The following is a 22,794-nucleotide window of genomic DNA, read 5'->3' as shown; positions in this document are numbered from 1 at the left end:
CCCAGCGAGCATCCACATCCGCTTCCTAGGATTGCGATATGACTCAGGCGACGCAGGACGCACGACCAGACGGCGAAGAAGCGGCAGAGCAGGGCGTGTACTCGAAGGCCGGGCAGCCCTTCGACCGAGATACCAACTACATCGGCGACCGCATCACGAAGGATGCGCGCCCGGTCGGCGAGGGCATCCAGACCTGGCCCGTCGAAGCCGGACGCTACCGGCTCGTCGTCGCTCGCGCCTGCCCGTGGGCGCACCGCTCGACCATCGTCCGCCGGCTCCTCGGCCTCGAGGACGCCATCTCGATGGGCATCTGCGGCCCCGTGCACGACAAGCGCTCGTGGACCTTCGACAAGGACCCGGGCGAGCTCGACCCGGTGCTCGGCATCCCGCGCATCCAGGACGCCTACCTGAAGCGCTTCCCGGACTACCCCCGCGGCATCACCGTGCCCGCCATCGTCGACGTGCCGAGCGGCGGCGTCGTGACGAACGACTACCCGTGGATCACCCTCGACTTCTCGACCGAGTGGACCGAGTTCCACCGCGACGGCGCCCCCGAGCTCTACCCGGAGGTGCTGCGCGACGAGATGGACGCCGTGATGAAGCACATCTACACCGAGGTCAACAACGGCGTCTACCGGTGCGGCTTCGCGGGGTCGCAGGAAGCCTACGACGAGGCCTACGACCGACTCTTCGCGGCGCTCGACATCGTCTCGGAGCGCCTCGAGACACGTCGCTACCTCATGGGCGACACGATCACCGAGGCCGACGTGCGTCTCTACACGACACTCGCCCGCTTCGACGCCGTGTACCACGGCCACTTCAAGTGCAACCGGCAGAAGCTGAGCGAGATGCCGGTGCTCTGGGCCTACGCGCGCGACCTCTTCCAGACACCAGGCTTCGGCGACACGACCGACTTCGTCGACATCAAGCGCCACTACTACGAGGTGCACCGAGACATCAACCCGAGCGGCATCGTCCCCGCAGGCCCGGAGCTCCACAACTGGAAGCTGCCGCACTTCCGCGAGCAGCTCGGCGGGTCGCCGTTCGGCGACGGCACCCCTCCCGGCCCGAACCCAGAGCCCATCGAGGCCGCTCACGACCTCGTGCACCTCGGACGCTCGCGCGCATGAGCAGCGATGTGATCGGCGTGCTCGACGACTTCGCGAGCCGCCCCGTCGAGGCTGCCGAGCGCCTCGCGGGCGAGCTGACCGCAGATGCCCTCAACGCGCATCCGGGCGGCCACGACAACTCGATCGCCTGGCTGCTCTGGCACACGGCGCGCGAGATCGACGTGCAGCTCACGCCCCTCTCCGGTGTTCCCGAGGTCTGGTCAGCTGAGGGCTTCGACGCCCGCTTCGGCCTCGGCGAGCTCGGCGACTCGGTCGGCTACGGGCACTCGACGGCCCAGGCGCGCGCTGTCATCGTCGACGATGCCACGCTGCTGCTCGACTACCTGCGCGCGGCGACGGATGCACTGCGCACGTACATCCGCTCGCTCAGCCCGGATGCGCTCGGCGAGATCGTCGACGAGCAGTGGGACCCGCCCGTCACGCGCGCCGCCCGCATCGTCAGCATCATCGACGACGCGGCCCAGCACGTCGGCCAGGCCGCGTACGCCGCAGGCATCCTGCGAGGGTGATGCTCGACGGCTCGGGCTCGAGCCCTACTTCGAGCTCGAGCCGCGTCCGACCGCGGCGGCCCTGCCCGGCTCCCCGCCGGGGCTTCGCTGCGACTTCCGCCCCGTGAAGATCACGATGGCCCCGCCGATCGCCGCGACGATGGCGATCGCGCCCCAGATGCCGACAGCGGCCCACGCGGCACCGCCGATCACCAGCAACGGCACGAAGGTGATCGCCGCGACCTCGACTGGCACGACCGGCAGGTAGGCGATCGAGAAGTCCTCCAACGTGCGCGACTTCATGCGCGGGTCCACGATGCGAAGCAGGGCGATGCCGGTCGCGACGGCGCCCGTCGCCCAGCCCCACGTGAACAGCTGGCGCTCGAACCACCCGTCCTGCATGAGTCGAGGCGCCGCGAAGAAGCCGAGGAACAGGCAGAACGCGAGACCGACGAGGAACAGGATGAGCAGGGCGAGCCAGTTGTCGGCCACGATGCTCGGCACGATGGAGACCATGCCGCACACGACGAGGACGTCGGTGGCTGCGCCGGAGATGGAGCGCAGCGAGTCGGGGTCGATGTACTTGCGCGTCTTCGAGACGGCCATGAGCCCCCGCAGGACGAGGCCGACGATGAACGCGATCGAGAAGAGGGGGAACGTCACGGCGGGGAGCAGCTCGCCCAGCATCAGGTTGATGCCGTAGGCGCCGGCGGACACCCCGGCGACGATCGCCGCCTGGAACGCGAGCGACTCGATCGTCCCACCGGAGAAGGTGTGCGTGCCGATCGAGGGCCGCGTCTTGATCTGATCGAGCACACCCGTGCGCAGGTCCTCCGGCATGCTCTTCATGCCAGCGAACTCCTTCGCGTGGCCACGCATCGCACCGATCTTCGCCTGGATGATGCCGCCGACCACGCCGACGAGCATGCCGACGGTCGCCGCCGTGAACGCGATCGACTGCACCTCCGGCTGGCCCGCATCCGCGAACACCGCCCCGATCGCCGCCGCCGACCCGAAGCCGCCCGCCCAGCCCGCGAAGAGCATGAGGCCGATGCTGTCTGGAGCCCCGAGCAGAGGGCCGAGGAGCACGAGCACCAGCACGAGGCCGATGACGACCTGCAGCGAGTACATGAGCACGCCATAGGCGGCGAACCCCGCGACGTTGCGGCCGATCTTGAAGATGTTGAAGTCGTCGGTGAGCGCGAGGCACGCGAACACGAGGACGATGAGCAGCGAGCCGTATGTGCCCAGCTGGTCGGAGAAGGGAAGGAGCCCGAGCCCGTTCGGACCGAGCAGCAAGCCGAGCGCACCGGCGATGACCGACGCGGGGATCATCATCGTCTGCAGCGGTTTGATCTTCGCCCTCGCGAGGGTGCCGATGATGAGGAGCATGCCGATGAGGCCGGCATCGACGAGGAGAGCTTGAGGCGTGTACTCCACGAGAACTCTTTTCTGTGCGTTGGGGATCGTGAATCCGGTCGTCGCTGACCGGGAGGAATGGGCGGGGTCAGCGGATGAGCGAGTTCTGAGCGGCCCAGCCGTGGAGCGCCGAGCTGATCGGCCCGAGCAGGCCGAGCGGGTCGCCCGCCGCGACGCGCACCGCCAGCGGATAGCTGTGCTCCGCGTCCTGCAGCTCACGGAACGCCACCCCCGGCCACGGGTGCAGCGCGAGCGACTGCGGCACGAGCGCGATGCCCAGCCTGGCGCTGACGAGACCGAGGATGGCCTGCTCGTTCGTGACGCGCGCGGCGATTCGGAGCGGGTGGCCGGAACGGAGGAACGCGCTCGCCGTCAGGTCGAAGGCGAGCGGCGCGCGCCCGCGATCGAAGAGCACGAGCGGGAAGTCGCGGAGCTGCTCGGCCGAGACGATCTGCTGCGCGGTCAGCTCATGGTCGGCCGCCACGGCGACGCAGAGGCGCTCGCGGAAGGCGACCGCGTGCCGGTCGCTGTCCGGCGAGAGGTCCCGGAGCAGCGCCACGTCGAGGTCGCCGTCGTCGACGGCCCTGCTCAGGTCCGTCGTGCCACCGTCGGAGACCGTGACGGCGTAGGGCGACAGCGGCTCGGCGCGGAGCAGAGTCGGCAGCGCGCTAGAGAACAGTGAGCTGATCGATCCGAGACGCAGCACCCGTTTCGCGCGTTCCTCGGTGGCCGTCGACGCGAGGTGCTGGAGGCCCTCTGCTCGACGGCGGATCTCCACCGCCTCCGGGTACAGCGCCTCGGCGGCCGGCGTCGGGACGACGTCGCGTCCGCCGCGTTCGAAGAGGGTGACGCCCAGCTGCGCCTCGAGGGCCGCGACCGCCTGGCTCACGGGCGACTGCGCGAGTCCGAGTCGCTTCGCGGCTCGGGTGAAGCTGCGCTCCGTGTAGACGGCCACGAAGCAGCGCAGCTGCTTCAGGCTGATCTCGCTCACGCGCTGAACCGCTGCGGCGCGAAGGGGGAGATGTCGAACTCCGGTGTGCGGCCCAAGGCGGTGTCGGCGAGGATGTCGCCGAAGACCGGGGTGAACTTGAAGCCGTGGCCCGAGTATCCGGTGCCCACCGTGATGCGCTCGCTGATCCTCCCGATGATCGGGGTCTTGTCGAACGTGAAGAGGTCTGCGTGCACGGAGTGCTTGGCGATCGCGTCTGGCAGGCCCGGGATGCGCGCATGGATGTCGTGCGAGATCTTGGCGCGCTCGGCGACGCTCAGGCGGCGTTCGAGCTGCTCGGGAGCGTCGATGTCTCCCCACTTCGCGTCGTAGCCGGCCTTCACGAGCGAGCCGTCGAGGGTCGGGACGCCGAAGATATGCACGTTGCCGTGGTCTCGGATGAACGCGGGAAACACCTCGGGTGCGAAGTCGTGGGGGTTCTCTGGCGCGAACCAGGTGAGCGCGATGGGCTTGATCGTCAGGTGCGGTGCGAGTTCCGGGAGGAGCTGTGGGGTCCAGATCCCTGCCGACACGATGACCTGCTTGGCGCTCAGCGTGCCGTCCGCTGTGGTGACGTGCACTGCGCCTGCGGTCTCCTCGATCGAGAGCACCGCCGTGCTTCCGCGCAGCTCGGCGCCCGCGGCGCTCGCGCGTCGTTGGATCTCGGTCACGGCCGATTCGGGTCTGAGCGCACCGCCGAGCTCGTCGAGGACGGCGATCTCGTCGGTCAGCTGCTCATGCTGCGGGTAGCGGCTCCGGAGCTCCGCCGTCGACAGGGCCGCGTGCGGGATATCGGCGTGGGCGAGGGAGCGGCGCACCTGCTCGAGGCGAGGGTCGTCGGGGGAGCCGATCGAGAGCACGCCCGTCGACTGGAAGATGGGTGCCCGGCTCTCCTCGGCCAGCTCGAGCCAGGCATGACGGGCCGCGAGCAGCAGGGGCACGTAGTGGGACCCCTCGTGGTAAGCCGCGCGGAAGAGGCGGCTCTCGCCCGAGTAGGCCCCGTCGTCATGGACGAGGCTCTGCGCCTCGAGGCCCAGCACGCTCGCGCCATTGCAGGCCAGATTCCAGGCCGCGTACGAGCCGGCGGCTCCGAGTCCGATGACGACAACGTCTGCATCCATCACATGATCATGCGTGGTCCGAAACTCAAACGCAAGACTTAAATCAGATTGAGGCAGTCATTCGGCAAACGAAAAACAGCTGATGTCGGTGTCTCAGAGGTCGGACAGCGCCTTCGCGATCGCGAGGTGCAGGGTCACGAGCGTGGGCCACCCCTCTTCCGAGACCTGGTGCGCGTTCAGAATGGCGTGCGCGATGCACCATTCCCTGGCGTCATCGAGATCGATGCCCGCCTCGCCACTGATCAGCTCAACCCGGCTGCGCACCTCCGCGTGCATGAGCGCACCGCCCCGGTAGTCCTCGACGCGAGTTCGCAGCGCCGGGTATACCTCGAATCCGGCGGGACCCGCGACGGGCTTCGGGTCGATCGCAAGCCACGGCTCCCGCTCGGCGGCGAGCACGTTCCCGTAGTGCAGATCGAGGTGCAGCAGCCTCGGCTCGTAGGGACGCGAGTCGAACGTGTCGAGGGCGCGGTCGACCCACCGGCGAGGCACCGAAGGCGGATGCGCCCGCAGGGGCGCGATCCAGTCGCGCGCCTCGACGCGGAAATCGGGCACCGAATGCGGGGGAGCGACGTGGAGGCGCCGCAGGAGGCCGCCGATCACGAGGCACGCGTCGTCGGTCTCGACCGAATGCAGGTCGAGATCCGCGTCGAGGGGCTCGAGGAGCAGCGCGAAGTCAGACGGATGCGCCGCCACGAGCCGCACGATGCCCCCGCCGTTCCAGTGGCGAAGCCCGAGGTGCTCGACGGCTGCCTCCCGATGGGGCCAGCTGAGCTTCAGTACCTGCGGCTGCCCGTGACGAGCGACCGGCAGCACGATCGCGTTATGGCCGTTGTGAGCCGCACCGGTGATGGTCAGCTCCCACGCGTCGAGGCGCTCGTCGATGAGAGACGGCAGGCGGCGGAGCCACTCGTCGCCGTCCACCCCGAGGTCGGCGGGTCGACCCGCGACGCGGCGGACGAGGTCTTCTGGGATCAGCACGATGGCCACACTGACGGCATCCGCCGAAAGTACACCATCACGCGGGGCGCGTTCCTCTCGGAGCGAGGGCTGAAGGAGGGCCCGAACGCGGGCACGAAAAAGGCCTGAGCTTGCAAGCAAGCTCAGGCCTTTTCGATCACACAACTGTCGGGGTAGCGGGATTTGAACCCACGACCTCTTCGTCCCGAACGAAGCGCGCTACCAAACTGCGCCACACCCCGATCGCTCACCGCTGAGCGGCGAACTCCCCAAGAGTACCCGAAGGTTGCTCGCGCCGCCAACCGAGGGCGCGAGCAACGGAAACTCCTACGGCCCAGAGGAGACGAACAGCCTGATGTCGCCGGTCGGCTCGATGGGAGTGCCGGTCGCGGGGTCGGTGCGGATCACCTGCCCGCTCGGCACGCTCGCGCTCTTCTCGGCGATCACGGTGACGGTCCCGCTGAAGCCGGCGCCCGCGAGCAGCGTCGTCGCCTCATCCTGGGTCTTGCCCGCCACATCCGGTGCCAGGAGTCCGTTCGACGCGTCCTCCGACAGGGCCGAGGGGTGGATGGTGATCGTCGTCCCCTTGTCGACACGCGTGTTGGCGGTCGGCAGGGTGTTCGCGACGCTTCCCGGCGACTGGTCGGAGTCGGCCGATGGACCGATGGACACGCCGAAGCCGAGCCCCTCGAGCACCTGGCGTGCCTCCTCCGTCGACCGGCCGGTCACGTCCGGCACGGTTGCGAGCACCAGCGCGTCCTCGTCCTCCACGTACTCGGGGAAGTCGCCTCCGCCGTACGTGGTCATCGCGTGCCCGATGATGTCGTTGAAGAGCACGTGACGCGTCTGGCTCCCCGCCGCGAGGGGCAGGTCGACGTCGTACATGGGCAGGAGGCCGTTGGCGTTGCCGACCCAGACGGCGAGTCCGACCCTGGTCGTCGCCCCGACCATCCACGTCTGCAGGCCGTTGTCGGTCGTGCCGGTCTTGCCGATGAGGGGAACGATGCCCGGGTTCGACCGCGAGCCGGTGCCGCCGTTGACGACGCCAGCGAGGGCTTCGTCGACGCCCGCCGCGACCTGCGGCGAGACGGCCTGGATGCAACGGGATTCGGGACCCGAGACCTCGGTGCCGTCAGGAAGCGTCACGCGGTCGATGCCTGTCGGCGAGCAGGTCGTGCCATTGTTCGCGAGCCCTGACATGACGGTTGCCATCGAGAGCGGGGCCATCTCGTTGGCGGCGCCGAGGATGGCGGCGGGTACCGAGGAGTTGATCGCTCCATCGGCGCGGTGACCGCCGAGGGCCATCGCGGTGTCGCGGATGCGGCACTGGTCGAGGCGCTCCGCCATCGTCACGTAGGCGGTGTTGATCGACGAGGCAGTCGCCGACTTGACCGAGACGGTCCCAACCCGCTGGCCGCTGTCGTTCGTCGGAGCCCACGGGCCGTCTGACTCGGCCTCGCACGTGTTGGAGAAGTTCTCGAGGTAGAAGGTGCGGTTCTGTCCTGGGACGGACGAGTAGAGCGACTTCCCCGACGAGAGCCATTCGGCGAGCGTGAAGATCTTGTACGTCGAGCCGGTCTGGAATCCGGTGGAGCCGCCGTACTCGTAATCGGCGTTGTAGTTCACCGAGGTCACACCGGGTTGGCCTTGGTTCTCGGCCACCTCGCTGAACTGGGTGTTCTGCACCATCGCGAGGATGCGACCGGTGCCGTTCTCGACCATGGAGGCGGCGGCGCCGAGCTCCGTGCCCGGGTAGCTGGACGGCACGGCGTTCTGCATCGACTGCGTCGCGACGCCCTGCATGTCGAGGTCGAGGGACGTGTAGATCTTGTAGCCCTTGCCGGCGAGGTTGAAGTTTCGCTCGGCCTCGGTCGCACCGAAGGCCTCGTCCTGCAGCACGGAGAGCTGCACGAACTTGCAGAAGTACTTCGCGTTGCCTTCCGCGAACTCGCACCCGTGGTTCGGCTCCGTGACGTTCGGCTCCACCGGCAGCGCGATGGTCGCCTCGTAGGTCGCCTGGTCGATCGCGCCCTCCTCCATCATGCGCATGAGGATGTAGTCGCGTCGCTCCTTGTTGCCCTCGATGTTCTCCTCGCGGTCGAGGCGGTAGGCGTTCGGCTCCTGCACGATCGCGATGAGGCTCGCGGACTCCTGCAGGTTCAGGTCGAGCGCGGACTTGCCGAAGTAGCGCTGGGCTGCCGACTCGATGCCGTAGGTGGTGCCGCCGAAGAGGGCGATGTTGAGGTAGCCCTGGAGGATCTCGTCCTTCGAGTACTGCTGCTCGACGCCGATGGCGAGGCGCATCTCCTGGAGCTTGCGGCCCGTGTTCGGGTCGGTCGCCTCGATGTAGGCCTTCTCGCTCTCGGCGGGGTCGAGGATCGCCTCGGCCTCCTGCACGCGCACGTTGCGGACCCACTGCATGGTGATGGTCGAGGCGCCAGCTGAGGCGTCGCCGATGACCGAGGTCACGAGGGCTCGCGCCGCGGAGATGACGTCGACGCCGTCGTGCTCCCGGAAACGCGGGTCCTCAACCGAGATGGCAGCAAGCGGCACCCACGGCGAGACCTGGTCGAGGGGTACCTCGATGCGGTTCTGGTTGTAGAACTGCGCGAACTTCACGTCCTGCCCGCCCTGCTTGGCGTAGAGCTCGGTGACCTGCTGGAGCTCGTTGATCTCCAGGTAGTCGGGGAGGCTCTCGAACAGGTTGATCGAGCTGTTGTCCGCGATGTTGGCGACGGAGATCAGCGGAGTCACGAGCGCGGTGATGAGGACGGCGGCCAGGCCGCTCACCCCGACCAGTCCGAGGACGCGGGTCAGAGGACCGCGCTTCCGGTTTCCACGTTGCTTTGTTGCCATGGCGGTCACGATACCCGGGGTAGGAAGGTCAGGAGGGTCGCCTCCGGTGGGCATGCGAAGCGCACCGGGGCGTAGATGGAGGTGCCGAGTCCGGCAGAGACGTGCAGGGCGGCGCTGCGGCCACGCGAGGTCCACGTGCTGAGGCCCTTCACCTGCTCACGCGGGATGTCGCAGTTGGTGACAAGTGCCCCGTAGCCGGGCACGCAGACCTGGCCACCGTGGGTGTGGCCGGCGAAGATCGCGTCTGCGCCCAGGTCGACGAGGCCGCTGAGCACACGCTGGTACGGGGCATGAGCGAGGCCGATCGTGAGGTCCCAGTCCTGGCCCTCCGACGCGTCTCGCAGCGCCTCGCCCGCCGCGGCGAAGTCGTCGGCGTCGATGTGCGGGTCGTTGACCCCGAAGAAGCGGATGCGCCTGCCGGCGACCTCGAGGACGGCGGCAGCGTTGTTGAGGGGCGTCCACCCGAGGCGGTCGAAGTGGGCGGTGAGGCCCTCCGTGTCGAGGTGCGGAGCCTTCTTCGCAACGTGGGTGGAGCTGCTGAAGTACGTGAAGGGGTTCTTGAGGACGGGGCCCAGGTAGTCGTTGGAGCCGTACACGTGCACCGAGGGGATCCCCTCGAACGGCTCGAGCATGCTGGCGACGGTCGGGACCGCATCGACGTGGCCGAGGTTGTCACCTGTGCCGATGACGAGGTCGGGCTGGAGGGCGGCGAGCCCTCTGACGAAGTCCTGCTTCTTGCGCTGCCAGGGGGCGACGTGGAAGTCGCTGAGGTGCAGCACGCGCAGCGGGGCCGAGCCCGGGGGCAGGATGCGCGACTCGATGCGTCGCAGGCGGAACGCGCGGCGCTCGATCATCGTGCCGTAGATGGCGGTCGCCGCCCCCACCCCGAGAAGGGTGAGGGCGACGGCGCTTGCTGGTCCGAGGCCGGAAGAGGTTTCTTGGCCCGAGGTGGCGACGGAATTCGCCATGTGGAACTCGTTTCAGTTGGTGCGATGGCCTGCTAGGGGCCGGAAGAGACGTAGACCTGGATGGAACCGCTGCGCTCCAGCTCCGCGCCGGGCGCCGGGTCGGTGCGGATCACCTGTCCCTTCGGGACGGTCGAGCTCTCCTCGGTGAGGATCGCCATCGTGCCGCTGAAGCCGAGCTGGGAGAGTGTGGACTGCGCCTGCTCCTGTGTCTGCCCCGCCAGGTCCGGTGCGACGAGCGCCGCGGTGGTCGGTGTGGGGGCTGGCCCGCGCGACGGGCTGATCGTGATCGTCGTTCCCTGCGTTACGCGGGTGTTCGCGCTCGGCAAGGTGCTCGCCACGGTGCCTTCCGGCTGATCGGATGCGACGGCGTTGCCGACGGACACGGTGAAGCCGAGCCCCTCGAGCGAGGACTTCGCCTCAGCGGTCGTCTTTCCGGTCAGGTCGGGGACCGTCACCTGCTCGTTCTTGACGGCGCTGCCGGTCGGCTCGGGGAACGAGTCGCCTCCGTAGGTGCGCATCGCCTGGGCGATGACGTCGTTGAAGATGACGTGACGCGTCTGGCTTCCGACCGCACGGGGGAGGTCGACGCCGTACATGGGGACCTGGCCGCTGGCGTTGCCCACCCAGACGGCGAGGCCGACCTTCGTGGTGGCTCCGACCATCCAGGTCTGCAGGCCGCTGTCCGTCGTTCCGGTCTTGCCCATGAGCGGTGCGATGCCGGGGTTCGAGGCGCTGCCCGTGCCGCCGTTGGCGACGCCCTGGAGGGCCGCGGTCACGCCGGCCGCGACCTCGGGGGTCACCGCCTGGTTGCACGTCGACTTCGGGGCCTCGATGGATGAGCCGTCGCGCAGCGTGATGCTGTCGATCGCGATGGGCGTGCAGGTGACGCCGCCGTTCGCGAATCCGGCCACGGCGGTCGCCATGGACAGAGGCGCGATCGTGTTGGTTCCGAGCACTGCGGCCGGGTTCGACTCGTTGATGGCCCCGTCGGCGCGGTGCGCGCCCATGGCCATCGCGGTGTCGCGAATGCGGCACTGGTCGAGCTGTTCGGCCATGGCCACGTACGCCGTGTTGATGGACTGCGACGTCGCCTGGCGGACCGACACGTTGCCGACCTTCGCGCCGCCGTCGTTGGTCGGCGACCAGGAGCCGCCGTCAGCCCCGAGGCAGGAGTTCTGGAAGTTCGCGAGGTTGAAGGCGCGGTCCTTGCCGTTGACCGAGGAGTTCAACGACTTCCCTGACGCCAGCCATTCGGCGAGGGTGAACATCTTGTAGGTCGACCCGACCTGGAACCCCGTGGAGCCGCCGTACTCGTAGTCGGTGTTGTAGTTCACCGACGTGTACCCCGGTTGGCCGGCCAACTCCTCCGTGTCGCCGAAGGCGGTGTTCTGCACCATCATGAGCACGCGGCCCGTGCCCTCTTCGACCATCGAAGCGGCAGATCCCATGTCCATGCCGTCGACGTAGGCGGGCACGGCCGAGGCCATCGAGGCCTGGCCCTGAGCCTGCATGTCGAGATCGAGGGTCGTGTGGATCTGGTAGCCCTTGGTCTGGAAGTTGAACTGCCGCTCCTCGTAGGTCTCACCGAAGGCGGGATCCTGCACCATGACGAGCCGCACGTAGTCGCAGAAGTACTGCGCGTTGCCCTCGGCCGCGCCGCAGCCGTGCTTCGGCTCCGTCGGGCGGGGCTCGACGGGCAGCACGACGGTCGCGTCGTAGGTCGCCTGGTCGATCGCGCCCTCCTCCATCATGCGCATGAGGATGTAGTCGCGGCGCACCTTGTTCGGCTCGATGTTCTCGGGCACGTCGAGGCGGTAGGCGTTCGGCTCCTGCACGATCGCGATGAGGCTCGCGGACTCCTGCAGGTTCAGGTCGAGCGCGGACTTGCCGAAGTAGCGCTGGGCGGCCGACTCGATGCCGTAGGTGGTGCCGCCGAAGAGGGCGATGTTGAGGTAGCCCTGGAGGATCTCGTCCTTGGAGAACTGCTTCTCCACGCCGATCGCGAGACGCATCTCCTGGAGCTTGCGGCCCGTCGTGGTCTCGGTCGCCTCGAGGTAGGCCTTGTCGCGTTCCTCTTGATTCGGGATCGCTTCGGCCGTCTGCACGCGCACGTTGCGCACGTACTGCATGGTGATCGTGGATGCGCCTGCCGCGCCATCGCCGATGACGGACTGGGCGAGCGCACGCGCCGCCGAGATGACGTCGACGCCACCATGCTCGCGGAACCTCGGGTCCTCCACCGAGATCGCCGCGGCGGCGACGTACGGGGAGATCTGGTCGAGTGGGACCTCTTCGCGGTTCTGGTTGTAGAACTCGGCGAACTTCTGTCCGTTGGCGGCGTACAGCTCGGTCTTCTGCTGCAGTGAGCCGATCTCGAGGTACGTCGGGAGGTTCTCGAACAGCGAGATGGTGCTGTTCGCGGCGACGCCGGTGACGGCGATGAGCGGGGTGATCATGGCCGTGACGAGCACGCCCGCGACTCCGCTCATACCAAGCAGCCCTAGGAGGCCACCCAGAATGTTGCGTTTGGGCGCCCCTGGATTCGTGACAGACATAGGATCAAGGGTAAGTCACACCCGCTCGTGGCGTCTTCAGGAGTGTTCAATGAGTACCCCATGAAGAGCCTGAGCGCTCATCGCACAGGAGGACGTCCATGCAGAAGTGGGAATATTTCATCACCCCGCTCCCATTGCACACCCCCACTGTCATCCTCAACAACTGGGGTGCTCAGGGCTGGGAGCTGGTGCAGGTTTCCACGAATGCTGAGGGCGGGTCCGTCGCCTACATGAAGCGCCCGATCGCGGGGGAGTGAGCATGAGCCAGGTAGAAGAACGTCTCGGCGCGATGGGAATGGCGGTACCTCCGGTTGCCGCTCCGGTCGCCGCCTACGTGCCCGCAGTCGAGCACGGCGGCCTCGTGTACACGTCGGGGCAGCTCCCGTTCATCGAGGGAGCGCTCCCCGAGAAGGGCAAGGTCGGCGCTGAGGTGCCGCGCGACGATGCCATCGAGTTCGCGGCCTTCGCCGGGCTCAACGCGCTTGCGGCCATCAAGTCCGTCATCGGCGACCTCGATCGCGTGACGCGAGTCGTGAAGGTCACCGTCTACGTCGCATCCGCCCCCGACTTCACCGAGCAGCCGCTCGTCGCGAATGGCGTCTCCGAGATGCTGGGGCTCGCCTTCGGCGACGCGGGCACGCACGTCCGCGCCGCGGTGGGCGTCGCCGTGCTGCCGCTCGACTCACCGGTCGAGGTCGACCTCATCGTCGCGTACGAGTAACGGCCCGCCGCGCGCGGCGCGAGCAGCTGAACCGACGGAAGCCCTGCATCCCTCCTCCGAGGGGTGCAGGGCTTCCGTCATTCTGGCTGCGTCGGGTCAATCGTCGTCGGCGGCTCCGGATGCGACGCCGGAGGAGATCGCCGACATCACCGAGGCGTCGGTCAGGGTCGTCGTGTCGCCGACCGCCTTGCCGTCTGCCACATCGCGCAGCAGGCGCCGCATGATCTTGCCGGAACGGGTCTTGGGGAGCTCTGCGACGACATACACCTGACGGGGGCGAGCGATCGCGCCGATCTTCGTCGACACGTGCTCGCGCAGCACCTTCGGAGCGTCAGAGGCCTCGATCTCCGCCTTCTTGCTCTCCTTCAGGACGACGAAGGCGACGACCGCCTGCCCCGTCGTCTCGTCGCTCGCGCCGACCACCGCCGACTCGGCGACGAACGGGTGGTCGACGAGCGCCGACTCGATCTCGGTCGTCGAGAGCCGGTGGCCGGAGACGTTCATGACGTCGTCCACTCGGCCGAGCAGCCAGAGGTGCCCGTCCTTGTCGACGCCGGCACCGTCGCCGGCGAAGTAGCGGCCAGGGAACTGGGACCAGTACGTCTCGATGAACCGCTCCCGGTCGCCGTAGATGCCTCGAGTCATCGACGGCCACGGCTCCGTGATCGTGAGGAGCCCCATCTCGCCGGGGTTGACGCGCTCGCCCTTGTCGTCGACGACCTCGACGACCACCCCGGGGACAGGCACCTGCGCTGCGCCGGGCTTGAGCGCGACCTGGCTCGGGATCGCGGAGATCATGATGGCGCCCGTCTCGGTCTGCCACCAGGTGTCGACGACGGGCACGCGGTTGCCGCCGATGACCTCCCGGTACCAGGACCAGGCCTCAGGGTTGATCGGCTCCCCTACGGAGCCGAGGAGGCGGATCGAGGAGAGGTCGTACTTCGCGGGGATCTGCCTGCCTGACTTCATGTATCCGCGGATCGCCGTCGGCGCCGTGTAGAAGATCGTGACGCCGTAGCGCTCGATGATGTCGAACCAGCGGCCGAGGTCCGGGGTGTCGTGCGTGCCCTCGTACATGACCTGCGTCGCACCGTTCGCGAGCGGTCCGTAGACGAAGTAGCTGTGGCCGGTCACCCAGCCGACGTCGGCCGAGCACCAGTAGACGTCCTGCTCCGGCTTCAGGTCGAAGATGGTGCGGTGCGTGAACGACGTCTGGGTGAGGTAGCCGCCGGTCGTGTGCAGGAGGCCCTTCGGCTTCCCGGTCGTGCCCGACGTGTAGAGGATGAAGAGCGGGTGCTCGGCGGGGAACGGCTTCGCGACGTGCTCATCGCTCACCTGCGAGATCTCCTCGTGCCACCAGAGGTCACGCCCCGGGGTCAGCGACGGCTCGTTGTCGGCGCGACGGACGACGAGCACGTGCTCGACGGTGTGCCCGTCTGCCTCGAGCGCCGCATCCACGGTCTCCTTGAGGGGGAAGATCCGCCCCTTGCGGATGGAGCCGTCGCTCGTGATCACGAGCTTCGCGTTCGCATCCTCGACGCGGCTGCGGATGGAGTCGGCGCTGAAGCCGCCGAAGATGACCGAGTGGATGGCACCGATGCGCGCGCAGGCGAGCATCGCGACGACGGTCTCCGGGATCATGGGCATGTAGATGGCGACGACGTCTCCGGCCGCGACGCCGAGGCTCTCCAGGAGGTTCGCGGCCCGCTTCACCTCGCCGAGGAGGTCGGAGTACGTGATGGTGCGCTTGTCGCCGGGCTCGCCCTCCCAGTAGATCGCGACTCGGTCGCCGTTGCCGGCGAGCACGTGACGGTCGACGCAGTTGAAGCTCGCGTTGAGCGTGCCATCGGCGAACCACTTCGCGAAGGGAGCATCGCTCCAGTCGAGGACCTCGGTGAACGGCGTCGACCAGTGCAACTCCTTGGCCTGCTCGGCCCAGAATCCGAGCCGGTCTTCTTCTGCCCGTGCGCCGAGGTCGGCCGGCACGGGGGAGGAGGACGTGAAGTCGTCGCTGGGCGGGAAGGTCTCGAGGTCTTCCAGGAGGTGTTCGATCTTGTCAGCCACCACAGGTCCTTTCGCGTCGTTGCGATGCCGCGCCACCTCATTGCGGCGCAGCCTCTGAGAAGTCTACGGAGCCAGCATGCGCTCCGACTCCCGCCTTTCGGGGGGAATGTCGGAGCGCTTCGGAGGATCCCTGCGGCGCCGGGTCCCGCGGAAGTGAACCGGCAGCAGTGCCAGCGGCGACGCGCTCGACGCTCGGTCTCTGAGCGCCGGAGCGCAGCCCCACCGGCCTTTCAGCGTGCGGGATTTGTGCAGCCGTGCGGTCGTGAGAGCGCAGCCGAACATTTTTCGATTGTCTGGGAACCAGACGTGGTCTCGGGCGAAATATGCACTAGCATGGACTTCGATGGTTTCGCTCTCTGTCGCAACTGTCGTCGCTCTGCAGCAATCAACCCCCCTGAACGCTGCATGAGCTGAGGCGCTCGGATATCCCCCTGTCCGGGCGCCTCTTCAGTTAACCGCGCGACTCTGCGGCTCTTGGACCTGTGGAGAACGCTCCTCCCCAGTCGGCGCACCGTCGCCCGCGCTCGAGCGCGGCCGTTCGTACGCTTCCTGCATGTCCTTCACCTCAGGCTCCGGCGCAGCGCCCGCCCAGCGGTTCGTCGCTCGTCCAGCAGCCGACCGAGCCGCGTCGCTCACGTTGCCGCCACGCGCCGGTTTCGACGACTCCACACCGCGATCGGTGCGCCCGCTCACCCGAGGCCAAGCGGACGCGTTCGGCCCGCTCGCCGGGTACGTGGCAGACGGCGAGGTGACCGACCTCTTCGTCAACGGCTGCGACGGGCTGTACGTCGACCGGGGGCGCGGCGCCGAGCGGGAGGAGTCCTGGCTGGCCCCGAGCGAGCGGGCGCTGCGGGAACTCGCGGTCCGCATCGTCGCGGCCGGCGGACGGCACCTCGACGAATCCGCGCCATGCGTGGATGTGCGGATCGCCGACGGTATCCGCGTGCACGCCGTGCTCCCGCCCGTCTCGACCACGGGCACCCTGCTGTCGATCAGAGCCCCGAAGGTTCGTCAGCTCACGCTTGAGCAGCTCGACCGACAGGCGTTCTTCGCTCCCGGTGCCGAGGACCTCGTTCGCGAGGCGGTGCGGACCCGAGCGAACGTCCTCGTGACCGGTGCGGGCGGAAGCGGGAAGACGACCTTCCTGGCTGCCATGCTCTCGGAGGCCGATGCGCGGGACCGCATCATCCTGATCGAGGACGTGGCTGAGCTGCGTATCGCGCACCCGCACAGCGTCTCGCTGGAGGCGAGGCAGGCGAACATCGAAGGCGCGGGCAGCGTGCCCCTCGAGCGCCTCGTCCGCGAGTCCCTGCGGATGCGCCCTGACCGACTCGTGCTCGGCGAGTGCCGTGGCGCGGAGCTGCGGGAGCTGCTGGCGGCCCTCAACACCGGCCACGACGGCGGCGCGGGCACGCTGCACGCGAACTCGCTCGCGGACGTGCCCTCCCGGCTGGAGGCCCTCGGTGCGCTCGCGGGGATGACACCGGACGCGGTTGCGCGGCAGACGGTGAGTGCCATCGACCTCGTCATGCACGTCGAGCGCACCCCGTCCGGGCATCGACGACTCGCGGAGATCGGCGAGTTCCGTCTCGATGCTGCTGGTCGATTGGCGATCGCCACGGTGACGCGCCCGCGGGGCGCGCCCGGCGTCGACGTCGCCGGGTCCACGTCCCTCCCTGAGGCGGGGACGGGGACCGGCGCGACCGGAACCCGTCACCGAGAGCCCAGGCGGTCATGACGAGGCAGGCCATCGACGAGGCCGAGCAGACGGCTGCGGTCGTCGAGCGCCTGGCCGCACTGCTCCTCGGCGGCGCCACGGCGGCCTCCGCCTGGCAGCACGTCGCGAGCTTCGCCGCAGCCGAGTCGGCGCACCCGGCGAGTCATCACGCTCGGGCGGGAAGCGCGCTCCGAGGCGAGCTGCGACGACGAGCGATCGCCGTGTTCCGCGTGAGGGTGGCGCCGCCGCGCGTCGACGTCGCCGAGCCCGTCGAGCTCCGGGTCGCGCGAGGCCTGCGTGCGGGCCAGCGCGTCGGCGCGATACTCCGAGAGCAGCAGGCGACGAGCTGGCGCTCCCTCGGCTGTGCGTGGTCGCTCGCCGAACGCACGGGTGCCCCGCTCGCCCGCGGCCTCGCCGACCTCGGGCAGTCCTTCCGAGATCATGCAGCAGCCGAGCGCGATGTGGAGCTCGCGCTCGCCGGCCCGAGCAGCGCCGCACGCCTCGTCATGGGTCTGCCGGCAGTGGGGGTGCTGCTCGGCCTCGCGCTCGGCTTCGACAGCCTCGCCGTGCTCTTCGGCACCCCCATCGGCCTGGCCTGCCTCGTCGGCGGCCTCGCGCTCATGACGACCGCGCACCTCTGGAACCGCGCCCTCATCGCGGCGGCCTCGAGACGAGACCCGGTGCCGGGCCTTGCACTCGACCTGACGGCGCTCGGCATGCTCGGCGGGGCATCCGCCGGCACCGTCCTGCATCAGGTCGAGCGTGTCCTCGAAGACGCCGACCTGGCCCACGGCGACCGGCCGATTCGGGAAGCCTCGCGCTCAGACGGTCGCATCGAGCGGGTCCTCGACCTCGCCGGAGACGCCGGAGTACCCGCCGCCGAGCTCCTCCGGAGCGAGGCCGCACTGGAGCGCCGAGACGCCCGAGCCGCATCGAGTCGGAACGCCGCGCAGCTCGGAGTGCGCCTCATGCTGCCGCTCGGGCTCTGCGTGCTCCCCGCGTTCCTGCTCCTCGGCGTCGCGCCGCTCATCCTCGCGGTGCTCACCCAGACGATCTCGCGGCTGTGATGCGCGCCTCGAAGGCGCGCCGCCGCCGCCACTCCTTCGGCAGCCCAGACGGTTGCCCCTCGACGCTCGTGCCGACTCCGAACTGACAACCAATAAGAGAGGTACAACCTTGCTCACCAACGACCGCCTCAGCGCAGGCCCACGCGCCATCCTCACGAGACTCCGAGCCCGTCTCCACGACGAGGAGGGTGCGGCGACCGCCGAGTACGCGATCGCGACCATGGCCGCCGTCGCCTTCGCGGGACTCCTCGTCGTCATCATGCAGAGCGACGAGGTCCGCGAACTGCTCGAGAACATCATCCGGACCGCGCTCACGCTGGACGAATGATGCTCCGGGTGCCGCGGTGGCGACAGCTCGCCCGCTCGTGCCGGGGCTCCGCGACCGCGGAGTTCGCCATCGTCGCACCCGCCGTCGTCCTCCTGCTCGCGCTGTGCCTCGCCGGACTCCAAGGCGTCGTGGTGCAGGTGCGGCTGCAGGATGCGGTCGCCGACTCGGTCAGGCTCATCGCCAGGGGTGACGACGAGGCCATCGCGCGTGCCCGCATCCAGGCGCTCGTGCCCGACGCGAAGCTCGAGATCAGCCACGCGGATGGGCTCGTGTGCGCGCTCGCATCCGCGCCGCTCGAACTCGGCCAGCGGGAGCTGCCCGTCACGGTCGCCGCACGCGCCTGCGCTCTCGGTGGTGGCCGGTGATCGCCGCGAAGCTCGCCGGAGAGCGCGGCGCCGGTGGGGTCGTCGTGCTCGCCGTCGGGCTGCTCGTCCTCGCGATCTCCATCGGCGCGATCGGCATGCTGGCTGCCTTCCCCGCCAGGCAAGCTGCGCAGGCGGCCGCGGATGCCGGGGCGCTCGCGGCGGCGGACGTCGCCTCGGGGTATCTGGACGGAGAACCGTGTGCGGAAGCGGGTCGCGTCGTCGAGGCGAACGGCGCATCGCTGGAGGAGTGCGCGACCGATGGCCGGGAGGCCGTTGTGCGAGTTCGTGTAGAGTCCGGCCCGTTCGTCTTTTCGGAATCGTCGAGGGCAGGACCGCCGCCGGAACGAGAAGACGTGAGGCGGAGCCGCCAGCATTTGGAAGCCTTCCGTTTCAGCCAGCCCGTTCACAGACCAGCCCGTCCATATAATGGGCGCCGACGGGTGGCAACAGCCCCCACATCACTCCGGCCAGCCGGAATCGCCGTGCGAAAGCACGCAGACCCATCCAAGGAACGCTTGTGTCAGGCAGCAACACACTGGTCATCGTCGAGTCGCCGACCAAAGTGAAGAGCATCTCGCAGTATCTCGGTGATGACTACACCGTGCTCGCCTCCGTCGGACACATTCGCGACCTCATCGAGCCCAAGAACCTCCCGCCGGAACTCAAGAAGGGCTCCCTCGGCAAGTTCAGCGTCGACGTCGACAACGGCTTCGAGCCCTACTACGTGGTCTCCGAGCAGAAGAAGAAGACCGTCGCCGAGCTCAAGCGAGCTCTGAAGGACGCCGACGAGCTCATCCTCGCAACTGATGAGGACCGCGAAGGAGAGGCCATCGCCTGGCACCTCCTGCAGGTGCTCCAGCCGAAGGTCCCCGTCAAGCGCATGGTCTTCCATGAGATCACCCGCGAGGCGATCGAGGCGGCCAAGGACCGGACTCGCGACATCGACGTGCACCTCGTCGACGCCCAGGAGACCAGACGAATCCTCGACCGTCTCTACGGCTACGAGGTCTCCCCGGTCCTGTGGCGCAAGGTCGGCCCCGGGCTCTCCGCCGGCCGCGTGCAGTCAGCGGCGACACGCCTCATCGTCGACCGCGAACGCGAGCGCCTCGCCTTCGTCAAGGCCAGCTACTGGGGCGTCGAAGCACGCTTCGCGCCGGAGCCCGGCAAGGACGGCGCAGCCTTCGTCGCCCGCCTCACGAAGCTCGACGGCGAGCGCGTCGCCACCGGACGCGACTTCGACGATCACGGTGTGCTCAAGAACACCAGCGTGATCCTCGGCGAGGCCGAGGCGACCACGCTGACCGTGCAGCTCACCGCGGGCACCGTGCCCCTCACGGTCTCCTCCGTCGAGTCCAAGCCGTACACGCGCCGCCCCGCCGCGCCGTTCACGACCTCGACGCTCCAGCAGGAGGCTGCGCGCAAGCTGCGCTTCACCGCCCGCCAGACGATGAGCGTCGCCCAGTCGCTGTACGAAAACGGGTACATCACCTACATGCGTACCGACTCGTCGTCGCTCTCGTCGCAGGCCCTCAACGCGGCCCGCACGCAGGCGTCGAAGCTCTACGGCGCCGAGACGGTCCCCGCCGCTCCCCGCCTCTACGGCTCCAAGTCGAAGAACGCGCAGGAAGCGCACGAGGCGGTCAGGCCAGCAGGGTCCACCTTCGCGCTTCCCAGCGAGCTGCGCCCCAAGCTGAGCCCGAACGACTTCAAGCTCTACGACCTCATCTGGAAGCGGACCATCGCCTCGCAGATGGCCGACGCCAAGGGGCAGACGGCCACCGTCACGATCGACGCCTCGCCCGTCGACGTGTCCGATGCGCAGGGGACGGTCACCAGCCGCGCGGCGGAGTTCCAGGCATCCGGCACCGTCATCACCTTCCGCGGCTTCCTCGCCGCCTACGAGGAGGGAAAGGACGAAGCGCGCGACGACTCGACGACCGCGGAGGCCAAGCTGCCGCCGCTCGAGAAGGGCCAGAAGCTCGAGACCGAGACGGCAGACGCCAAGAGCCACGAGACGAGCCCACCCCCGCGCTACACGGAAGCCAGCCTCGTCAAGACCCTCGACGAGCTCGGCATCGGCCGTCCGTCCACCTACGCGTCGATCATCTCCACGATCATCGACCGCGGTTACGTCGCACCGCGCGGCAGCGCACTGGTCCCCAGCTGGACGGCCTTCTCCGTCGTCCGCCTCCTGGAGGAGCACTTCCACGACCTCGTCGAGTACAACTTCACGGCGCAGATGGAAGGCGACCTCGACCGGATCGCCGCAGGGTCCGAGCAGCGCAACGACTGGCTGCGTGGCTTCTACTTCGGCACCGAGGACCACAAGGGCCTGCGCGGCGTCATCGACAACCTCGGTGAGATCGACGCCCGTGAGATCAACTCCACCCCCCTCGCCGACGGCATCGTGCTCCGCATCGGACGCTACGGCCCGTACCTCGAGGTGGCGCCGGAGACGGAGGGCGACACTCCTCGCCGCGTGAACGTGCCTGAGGAGCTGGCCCCGGACGAGCTGACGGCCCAGAAGGCGATCGAGCTCGTCGAGGCACCGATCCAGACCGACCGCGTGCTCGGCGTCGTCCCCGAGACCGGCAAGCGCATCCTCGTCAAGGACGGCCGCTTCGGCCCCTACGTGACCGAAGGCCCCTCCGAAGCTGAAGAGGCCGCCGCGGAGGCGGACGCGAAGGCCAAGGCACTCGCGGAGGAGGCGGAGGCGAAAGCCGCTGCGGCCGAGGGGCGTCCCGTCAAGAAGCCGCGCGCCAAGAAGGCCGCCGCGGCAGACAAGCCGCGCACCGCATCGCTCTTCAAGTCCATGATCCCCGAGCAGGTCACCTACGAGCAGGCCATCGGGCTGCTCGAGCTGCCCAGGGTCGTCGGCGTCGACGCCGAGACAGGTGCGGAGATCACCGCGCAGAACGGCCGCTACGGCCCGTACCTGAAGAAGGGGACCGACACCCGCTCCCTCACGAGCGAGGACGAGATCTTCACGGTCACGCTCGAAGCGGCGCACGAGCTGTTCGCGCAGCCCAAGTACGGTGCTCGCACCACGAAGGCCGCGATCAAGGAGTTCGAAGCCGACCCGGTCAGCGGAAAGCCGATCAAGATCAAGGACGGCCGCTTCGGGCCGTACGTGACCGACGGCGAGACGAACGTGACCGTCACACGGGGCGCGAACCCCGAGGATGTCACCTTCGAAGAGGCCGTGCAGATGCTCGCCGACAAGCGCGCCAAGGGACCGGTGAAGCGCAAGACCACGGCCGCGAAGAAGCCTGCCGCCAAGAAGCCTGCCGCGAAGAAGCCGGCGGCCAAGTCGACGACGGCGAAGACGACCGCCGCGAAGAAGCCGGCCGCGAAGCGCGCACCCGCCAAGAAGCCGGCGGCCAAGGCCAGCGAAGCAGCAGCCACCGAATGACGGGCCTCTTCATCACGCTCGAGGGCGGCGACGGGGCAGGGAAGTCGACGCACTCGGGCCTGCTCGAGAACTGGCTGAACTCGCTCGGCCAGCAGGTCGTGCGCACCCGCGAACCAGGCGGCACCGACCTGGGCGCCGACATCCGAGAGCTCGTGCTCCACCGCAAGGGGCACATGGACGCGCGAGCCGAGGCGCTCCTGTACGCCGCCGACCGCGCACAGCACATCGCGACGGTCGTGAGGCCAGCCCTCGAGCGCGGCGACATCGTCGTGCAGGACCGGTACCTCGACTCCTCGATCGCGTACCAGGGGACCGGTCGTGAGCTCGGCGCCGACGAGGTCAGAGACCTCTCGCTCTGGGCCGCGCGCGGCCTCCTTCCCGACCTCACCGTGCTCTTCGACCTCGACCCGGAAGAGGGCCGTCGCCGCATCGGCGAGACCCGCGGCACCTACGATCGGCTCGAAGCGGAGTCCAAGGCGTTCCACGACTCCGTCCGCTCGGCGTTCCTCGCCCTCGCCGCAGCAGACCCCGGCAGGTTCCTCGTCATCGACGCGACCCAGCCTCGAGAGCACGTGGCCGAGCTCATCCGCACCCGCGTCGCCGAGCTCCTCGAGCGGCAGTCGGCGGGCGAGTAG

The 22,794-nt window shown here is 68.8% G+C and carries 19 protein-coding genes and 1 tRNA gene; 11 read left to right on the top strand and 9 right to left on the bottom strand.

Going from position 1 to position 22,794, the window contains the following annotated elements:
* The first annotated feature begins 38 nt into the window (after positions 1-38).
* Both C5B99_RS14190 and C5B99_RS14185 read left to right on the top strand, forming a co-directional pair.
* Positions 39-1,130, top strand: coding sequence for a glutathione S-transferase family protein (locus C5B99_RS14190; protein WP_104243185.1), 1,092 nt, complete (start codon positions 39-41; stop codon positions 1,128-1,130).
* Complete coding sequence (locus tag C5B99_RS14185; RefSeq protein ID WP_104243183.1) at positions 1,127-1,639, top strand: DinB family protein; 513 nt, start codon at positions 1,127-1,129, stop codon at positions 1,637-1,639. The genes C5B99_RS14190 and C5B99_RS14185 overlap by 4 nt, the downstream gene beginning before the upstream one ends.
* A 24-nt stretch (positions 1,640-1,663) precedes the next feature.
* Here the strand turns inward: C5B99_RS14185 and C5B99_RS14180 are convergent, their stop codons facing one another.
* From C5B99_RS14180 to C5B99_RS14145, 8 genes are all read right to left on the bottom strand, one after another.
* Positions 1,664-3,058, bottom strand: coding sequence for a sodium/glutamate symporter (locus C5B99_RS14180; protein ID WP_219819520.1), 1,395 nt, complete (start codon positions 3,056-3,058; stop codon positions 1,664-1,666).
* Between the two features lie 67 nt (positions 3,059-3,125).
* On the bottom strand, positions 3,126-4,028 hold the full coding sequence (locus C5B99_RS14175) for a LysR family transcriptional regulator (RefSeq protein WP_104243181.1): 903 nt from the start codon (positions 4,026-4,028) through the stop codon (positions 3,126-3,128).
* A complete protein-coding gene (solA, locus tag C5B99_RS14170) occupies positions 4,025-5,146 on the bottom strand; it encodes an N-methyl-L-tryptophan oxidase (RefSeq protein WP_104243179.1) in 1,122 nt (373 codons plus the stop codon). Before solA ends, C5B99_RS14175 begins: the two co-directional genes overlap by 4 nt.
* A gap of 93 nt (positions 5,147-5,239) precedes the next feature.
* Entirely contained in the window at positions 5,240-6,127 is an 888-nt protein-coding gene (locus tag C5B99_RS14165; RefSeq protein ID WP_181059515.1) for an aminoglycoside phosphotransferase family protein, read from the bottom strand.
* Between the two features lie 147 nt (positions 6,128-6,274).
* Positions 6,275-6,348 (bottom strand) — tRNA-Pro (locus C5B99_RS14160).
* 85 nt (positions 6,349-6,433) lie between these two features.
* Positions 6,434-8,962 (bottom strand): transglycosylase domain-containing protein, encoded by a 2,529-nt coding sequence (locus tag C5B99_RS14155; RefSeq protein ID WP_181059513.1) that lies wholly within the window; start codon positions 8,960-8,962, stop codon positions 6,434-6,436.
* A gap of 5 nt (positions 8,963-8,967) precedes the next feature.
* Positions 8,968-9,930, bottom strand: a complete 963-nt coding sequence (locus C5B99_RS14150) for a metallophosphoesterase (protein ID WP_104243172.1) — start codon at positions 9,928-9,930, stop codon at positions 8,968-8,970.
* 32 nt (positions 9,931-9,962) lie between these two features.
* Complete coding sequence (locus C5B99_RS14145) at positions 9,963-12,419, bottom strand: transglycosylase domain-containing protein (RefSeq protein WP_181058023.1); 2,457 nt, start codon at positions 12,417-12,419, stop codon at positions 9,963-9,965.
* A 164-nt stretch (positions 12,420-12,583) separates the two neighbouring features.
* Between C5B99_RS14145 and C5B99_RS19365 the strand changes: the two genes are divergently transcribed.
* Together C5B99_RS19365 and C5B99_RS14140 are read left to right on the top strand one after the other, a co-directional pair.
* The gene (locus C5B99_RS19365; protein ID WP_181058021.1) at positions 12,584-12,742 is read left to right on the top strand and encodes a hypothetical protein; all 159 of its coding nucleotides are present in this window, start codon (positions 12,584-12,586) and stop codon (positions 12,740-12,742) included.
* A gap of 2 nt (positions 12,743-12,744) precedes the next feature.
* Positions 12,745-13,206, top strand: a complete 462-nt coding sequence (locus C5B99_RS14140) for a RidA family protein (protein ID WP_104243168.1) — start codon at positions 12,745-12,747, stop codon at positions 13,204-13,206.
* A gap of 96 nt (positions 13,207-13,302) precedes the next feature.
* Here C5B99_RS14140 and acs read toward each other — a convergent pair whose 3' ends face one another.
* Positions 13,303-15,270 carry an acetate--CoA ligase gene (gene acs, locus C5B99_RS14135; protein ID WP_104243166.1) on the bottom strand — a complete coding sequence of 656 codons (1,968 nt, stop codon included), beginning with the start codon at positions 15,268-15,270 and terminating at the stop codon, positions 13,303-13,305.
* A 553-nt stretch (positions 15,271-15,823) separates the two neighbouring features.
* On the opposite strand from acs, the gene C5B99_RS14130 reads away from it, so the two are divergent.
* The 7 genes from C5B99_RS14130 to tmk all read left to right on the top strand — a co-directional run bounded on the left by C5B99_RS14130 (position 15,824) and on the right by tmk (position 22,794).
* Positions 15,824-17,008 (top strand): TadA family conjugal transfer-associated ATPase, encoded by a 1,185-nt coding sequence (locus C5B99_RS14130; RefSeq protein WP_104243164.1) that lies wholly within the window; start codon positions 15,824-15,826, stop codon positions 17,006-17,008.
* A complete protein-coding gene (locus C5B99_RS14125; protein ID WP_104243162.1) occupies positions 17,005-18,054 on the top strand; it encodes a type II secretion system F family protein in 1,050 nt (349 codons plus the stop codon). The genes C5B99_RS14130 and C5B99_RS14125 overlap by 4 nt, the downstream gene beginning before the upstream one ends.
* Positions 18,055-18,163: 109 nt before the next feature.
* The gene (locus C5B99_RS14120) at positions 18,164-18,382 is read left to right on the top strand and encodes a DUF4244 domain-containing protein (protein WP_181058019.1); all 219 of its coding nucleotides are present in this window, start codon (positions 18,164-18,166) and stop codon (positions 18,380-18,382) included.
* On the top strand, positions 18,379-18,747 hold the full coding sequence (locus C5B99_RS14115) for a TadE family type IV pilus minor pilin (protein WP_258063373.1): 369 nt from the start codon (positions 18,379-18,381) through the stop codon (positions 18,745-18,747). The genes C5B99_RS14120 and C5B99_RS14115 overlap by 4 nt, the downstream gene beginning before the upstream one ends.
* Positions 18,654-19,313, top strand: a complete 660-nt coding sequence (locus tag C5B99_RS19835) for an Rv3654c family TadE-like protein (protein ID WP_104243160.1) — start codon at positions 18,654-18,656, stop codon at positions 19,311-19,313. Before C5B99_RS14115 ends, C5B99_RS19835 begins: the two co-directional genes overlap by 94 nt.
* On the top strand, positions 19,265-22,159 hold the full coding sequence (gene topA / locus C5B99_RS14105) for a type I DNA topoisomerase (protein WP_104243158.1): 2,895 nt from the start codon (positions 19,265-19,267) through the stop codon (positions 22,157-22,159). The genes C5B99_RS19835 and topA overlap by 49 nt, the downstream gene beginning before the upstream one ends.
* Positions 22,156-22,794 (top strand): dTMP kinase, encoded by a 639-nt coding sequence (tmk, locus tag C5B99_RS14100; RefSeq protein WP_104243156.1) that lies wholly within the window; start codon positions 22,156-22,158, stop codon positions 22,792-22,794. Before topA ends, tmk begins: the two co-directional genes overlap by 4 nt.

Source organism: Pseudoclavibacter sp. Z016 (assembly GCF_002931215.1).
GTDB lineage: Bacteria > Actinomycetota > Actinomycetes > Actinomycetales > Microbacteriaceae > Pseudoclavibacter.
This window is presented reverse-complemented; position numbering and strand designations above follow the sequence as displayed.

What these genes read in the sequence shown, in the direction of transcription:
- C5B99_RS14145 (WP_181058023.1), bottom strand. Translation starts at nt 12,419, where the DNA reads ATGAGCGGAGTCGCGGGCGTGCTCGTCACGGCCATGATCACCCCGCTC.
- C5B99_RS14130 (WP_104243164.1), top strand. Translation starts at nt 15,824, where the DNA reads ATGTCCTTCACCTCAGGCTCCGGCGCAGCGCCCGCCCAGCGGTTCGTC.
- C5B99_RS14115 (WP_258063373.1), top strand. Translation starts at nt 18,379, where the DNA reads ATGATGCTCCGGGTGCCGCGGTGGCGACAGCTCGCCCGCTCGTGCCGG.
- C5B99_RS19365 (WP_181058021.1), top strand. Translation starts at nt 12,584, where the DNA reads ATGCAGAAGTGGGAATATTTCATCACCCCGCTCCCATTGCACACCCCC.
- C5B99_RS14125 (WP_104243162.1), top strand. Translation starts at nt 17,005, where the DNA reads ATGACGAGGCAGGCCATCGACGAGGCCGAGCAGACGGCTGCGGTCGTC.
- C5B99_RS14190 (WP_104243185.1), top strand. Translation starts at nt 39, where the DNA reads ATGACTCAGGCGACGCAGGACGCACGACCAGACGGCGAAGAAGCGGCA.
- C5B99_RS14185 (WP_104243183.1), top strand. Translation starts at nt 1,127, where the DNA reads ATGAGCAGCGATGTGATCGGCGTGCTCGACGACTTCGCGAGCCGCCCC.
- solA (WP_104243179.1), bottom strand. Translation starts at nt 5,146, where the DNA reads ATGGATGCAGACGTTGTCGTCATCGGACTCGGAGCCGCCGGCTCGTAC.
- tmk (WP_104243156.1), top strand. Translation starts at nt 22,156, where the DNA reads ATGACGGGCCTCTTCATCACGCTCGAGGGCGGCGACGGGGCAGGGAAG.
- C5B99_RS14155 (WP_181059513.1), bottom strand. Translation starts at nt 8,962, where the DNA reads ATGGCAACAAAGCAACGTGGAAACCGGAAGCGCGGTCCTCTGACCCGC.
- C5B99_RS14140 (WP_104243168.1), top strand. Translation starts at nt 12,745, where the DNA reads ATGAGCCAGGTAGAAGAACGTCTCGGCGCGATGGGAATGGCGGTACCT.
- C5B99_RS14150 (WP_104243172.1), bottom strand. Translation starts at nt 9,930, where the DNA reads ATGGCGAATTCCGTCGCCACCTCGGGCCAAGAAACCTCTTCCGGCCTC.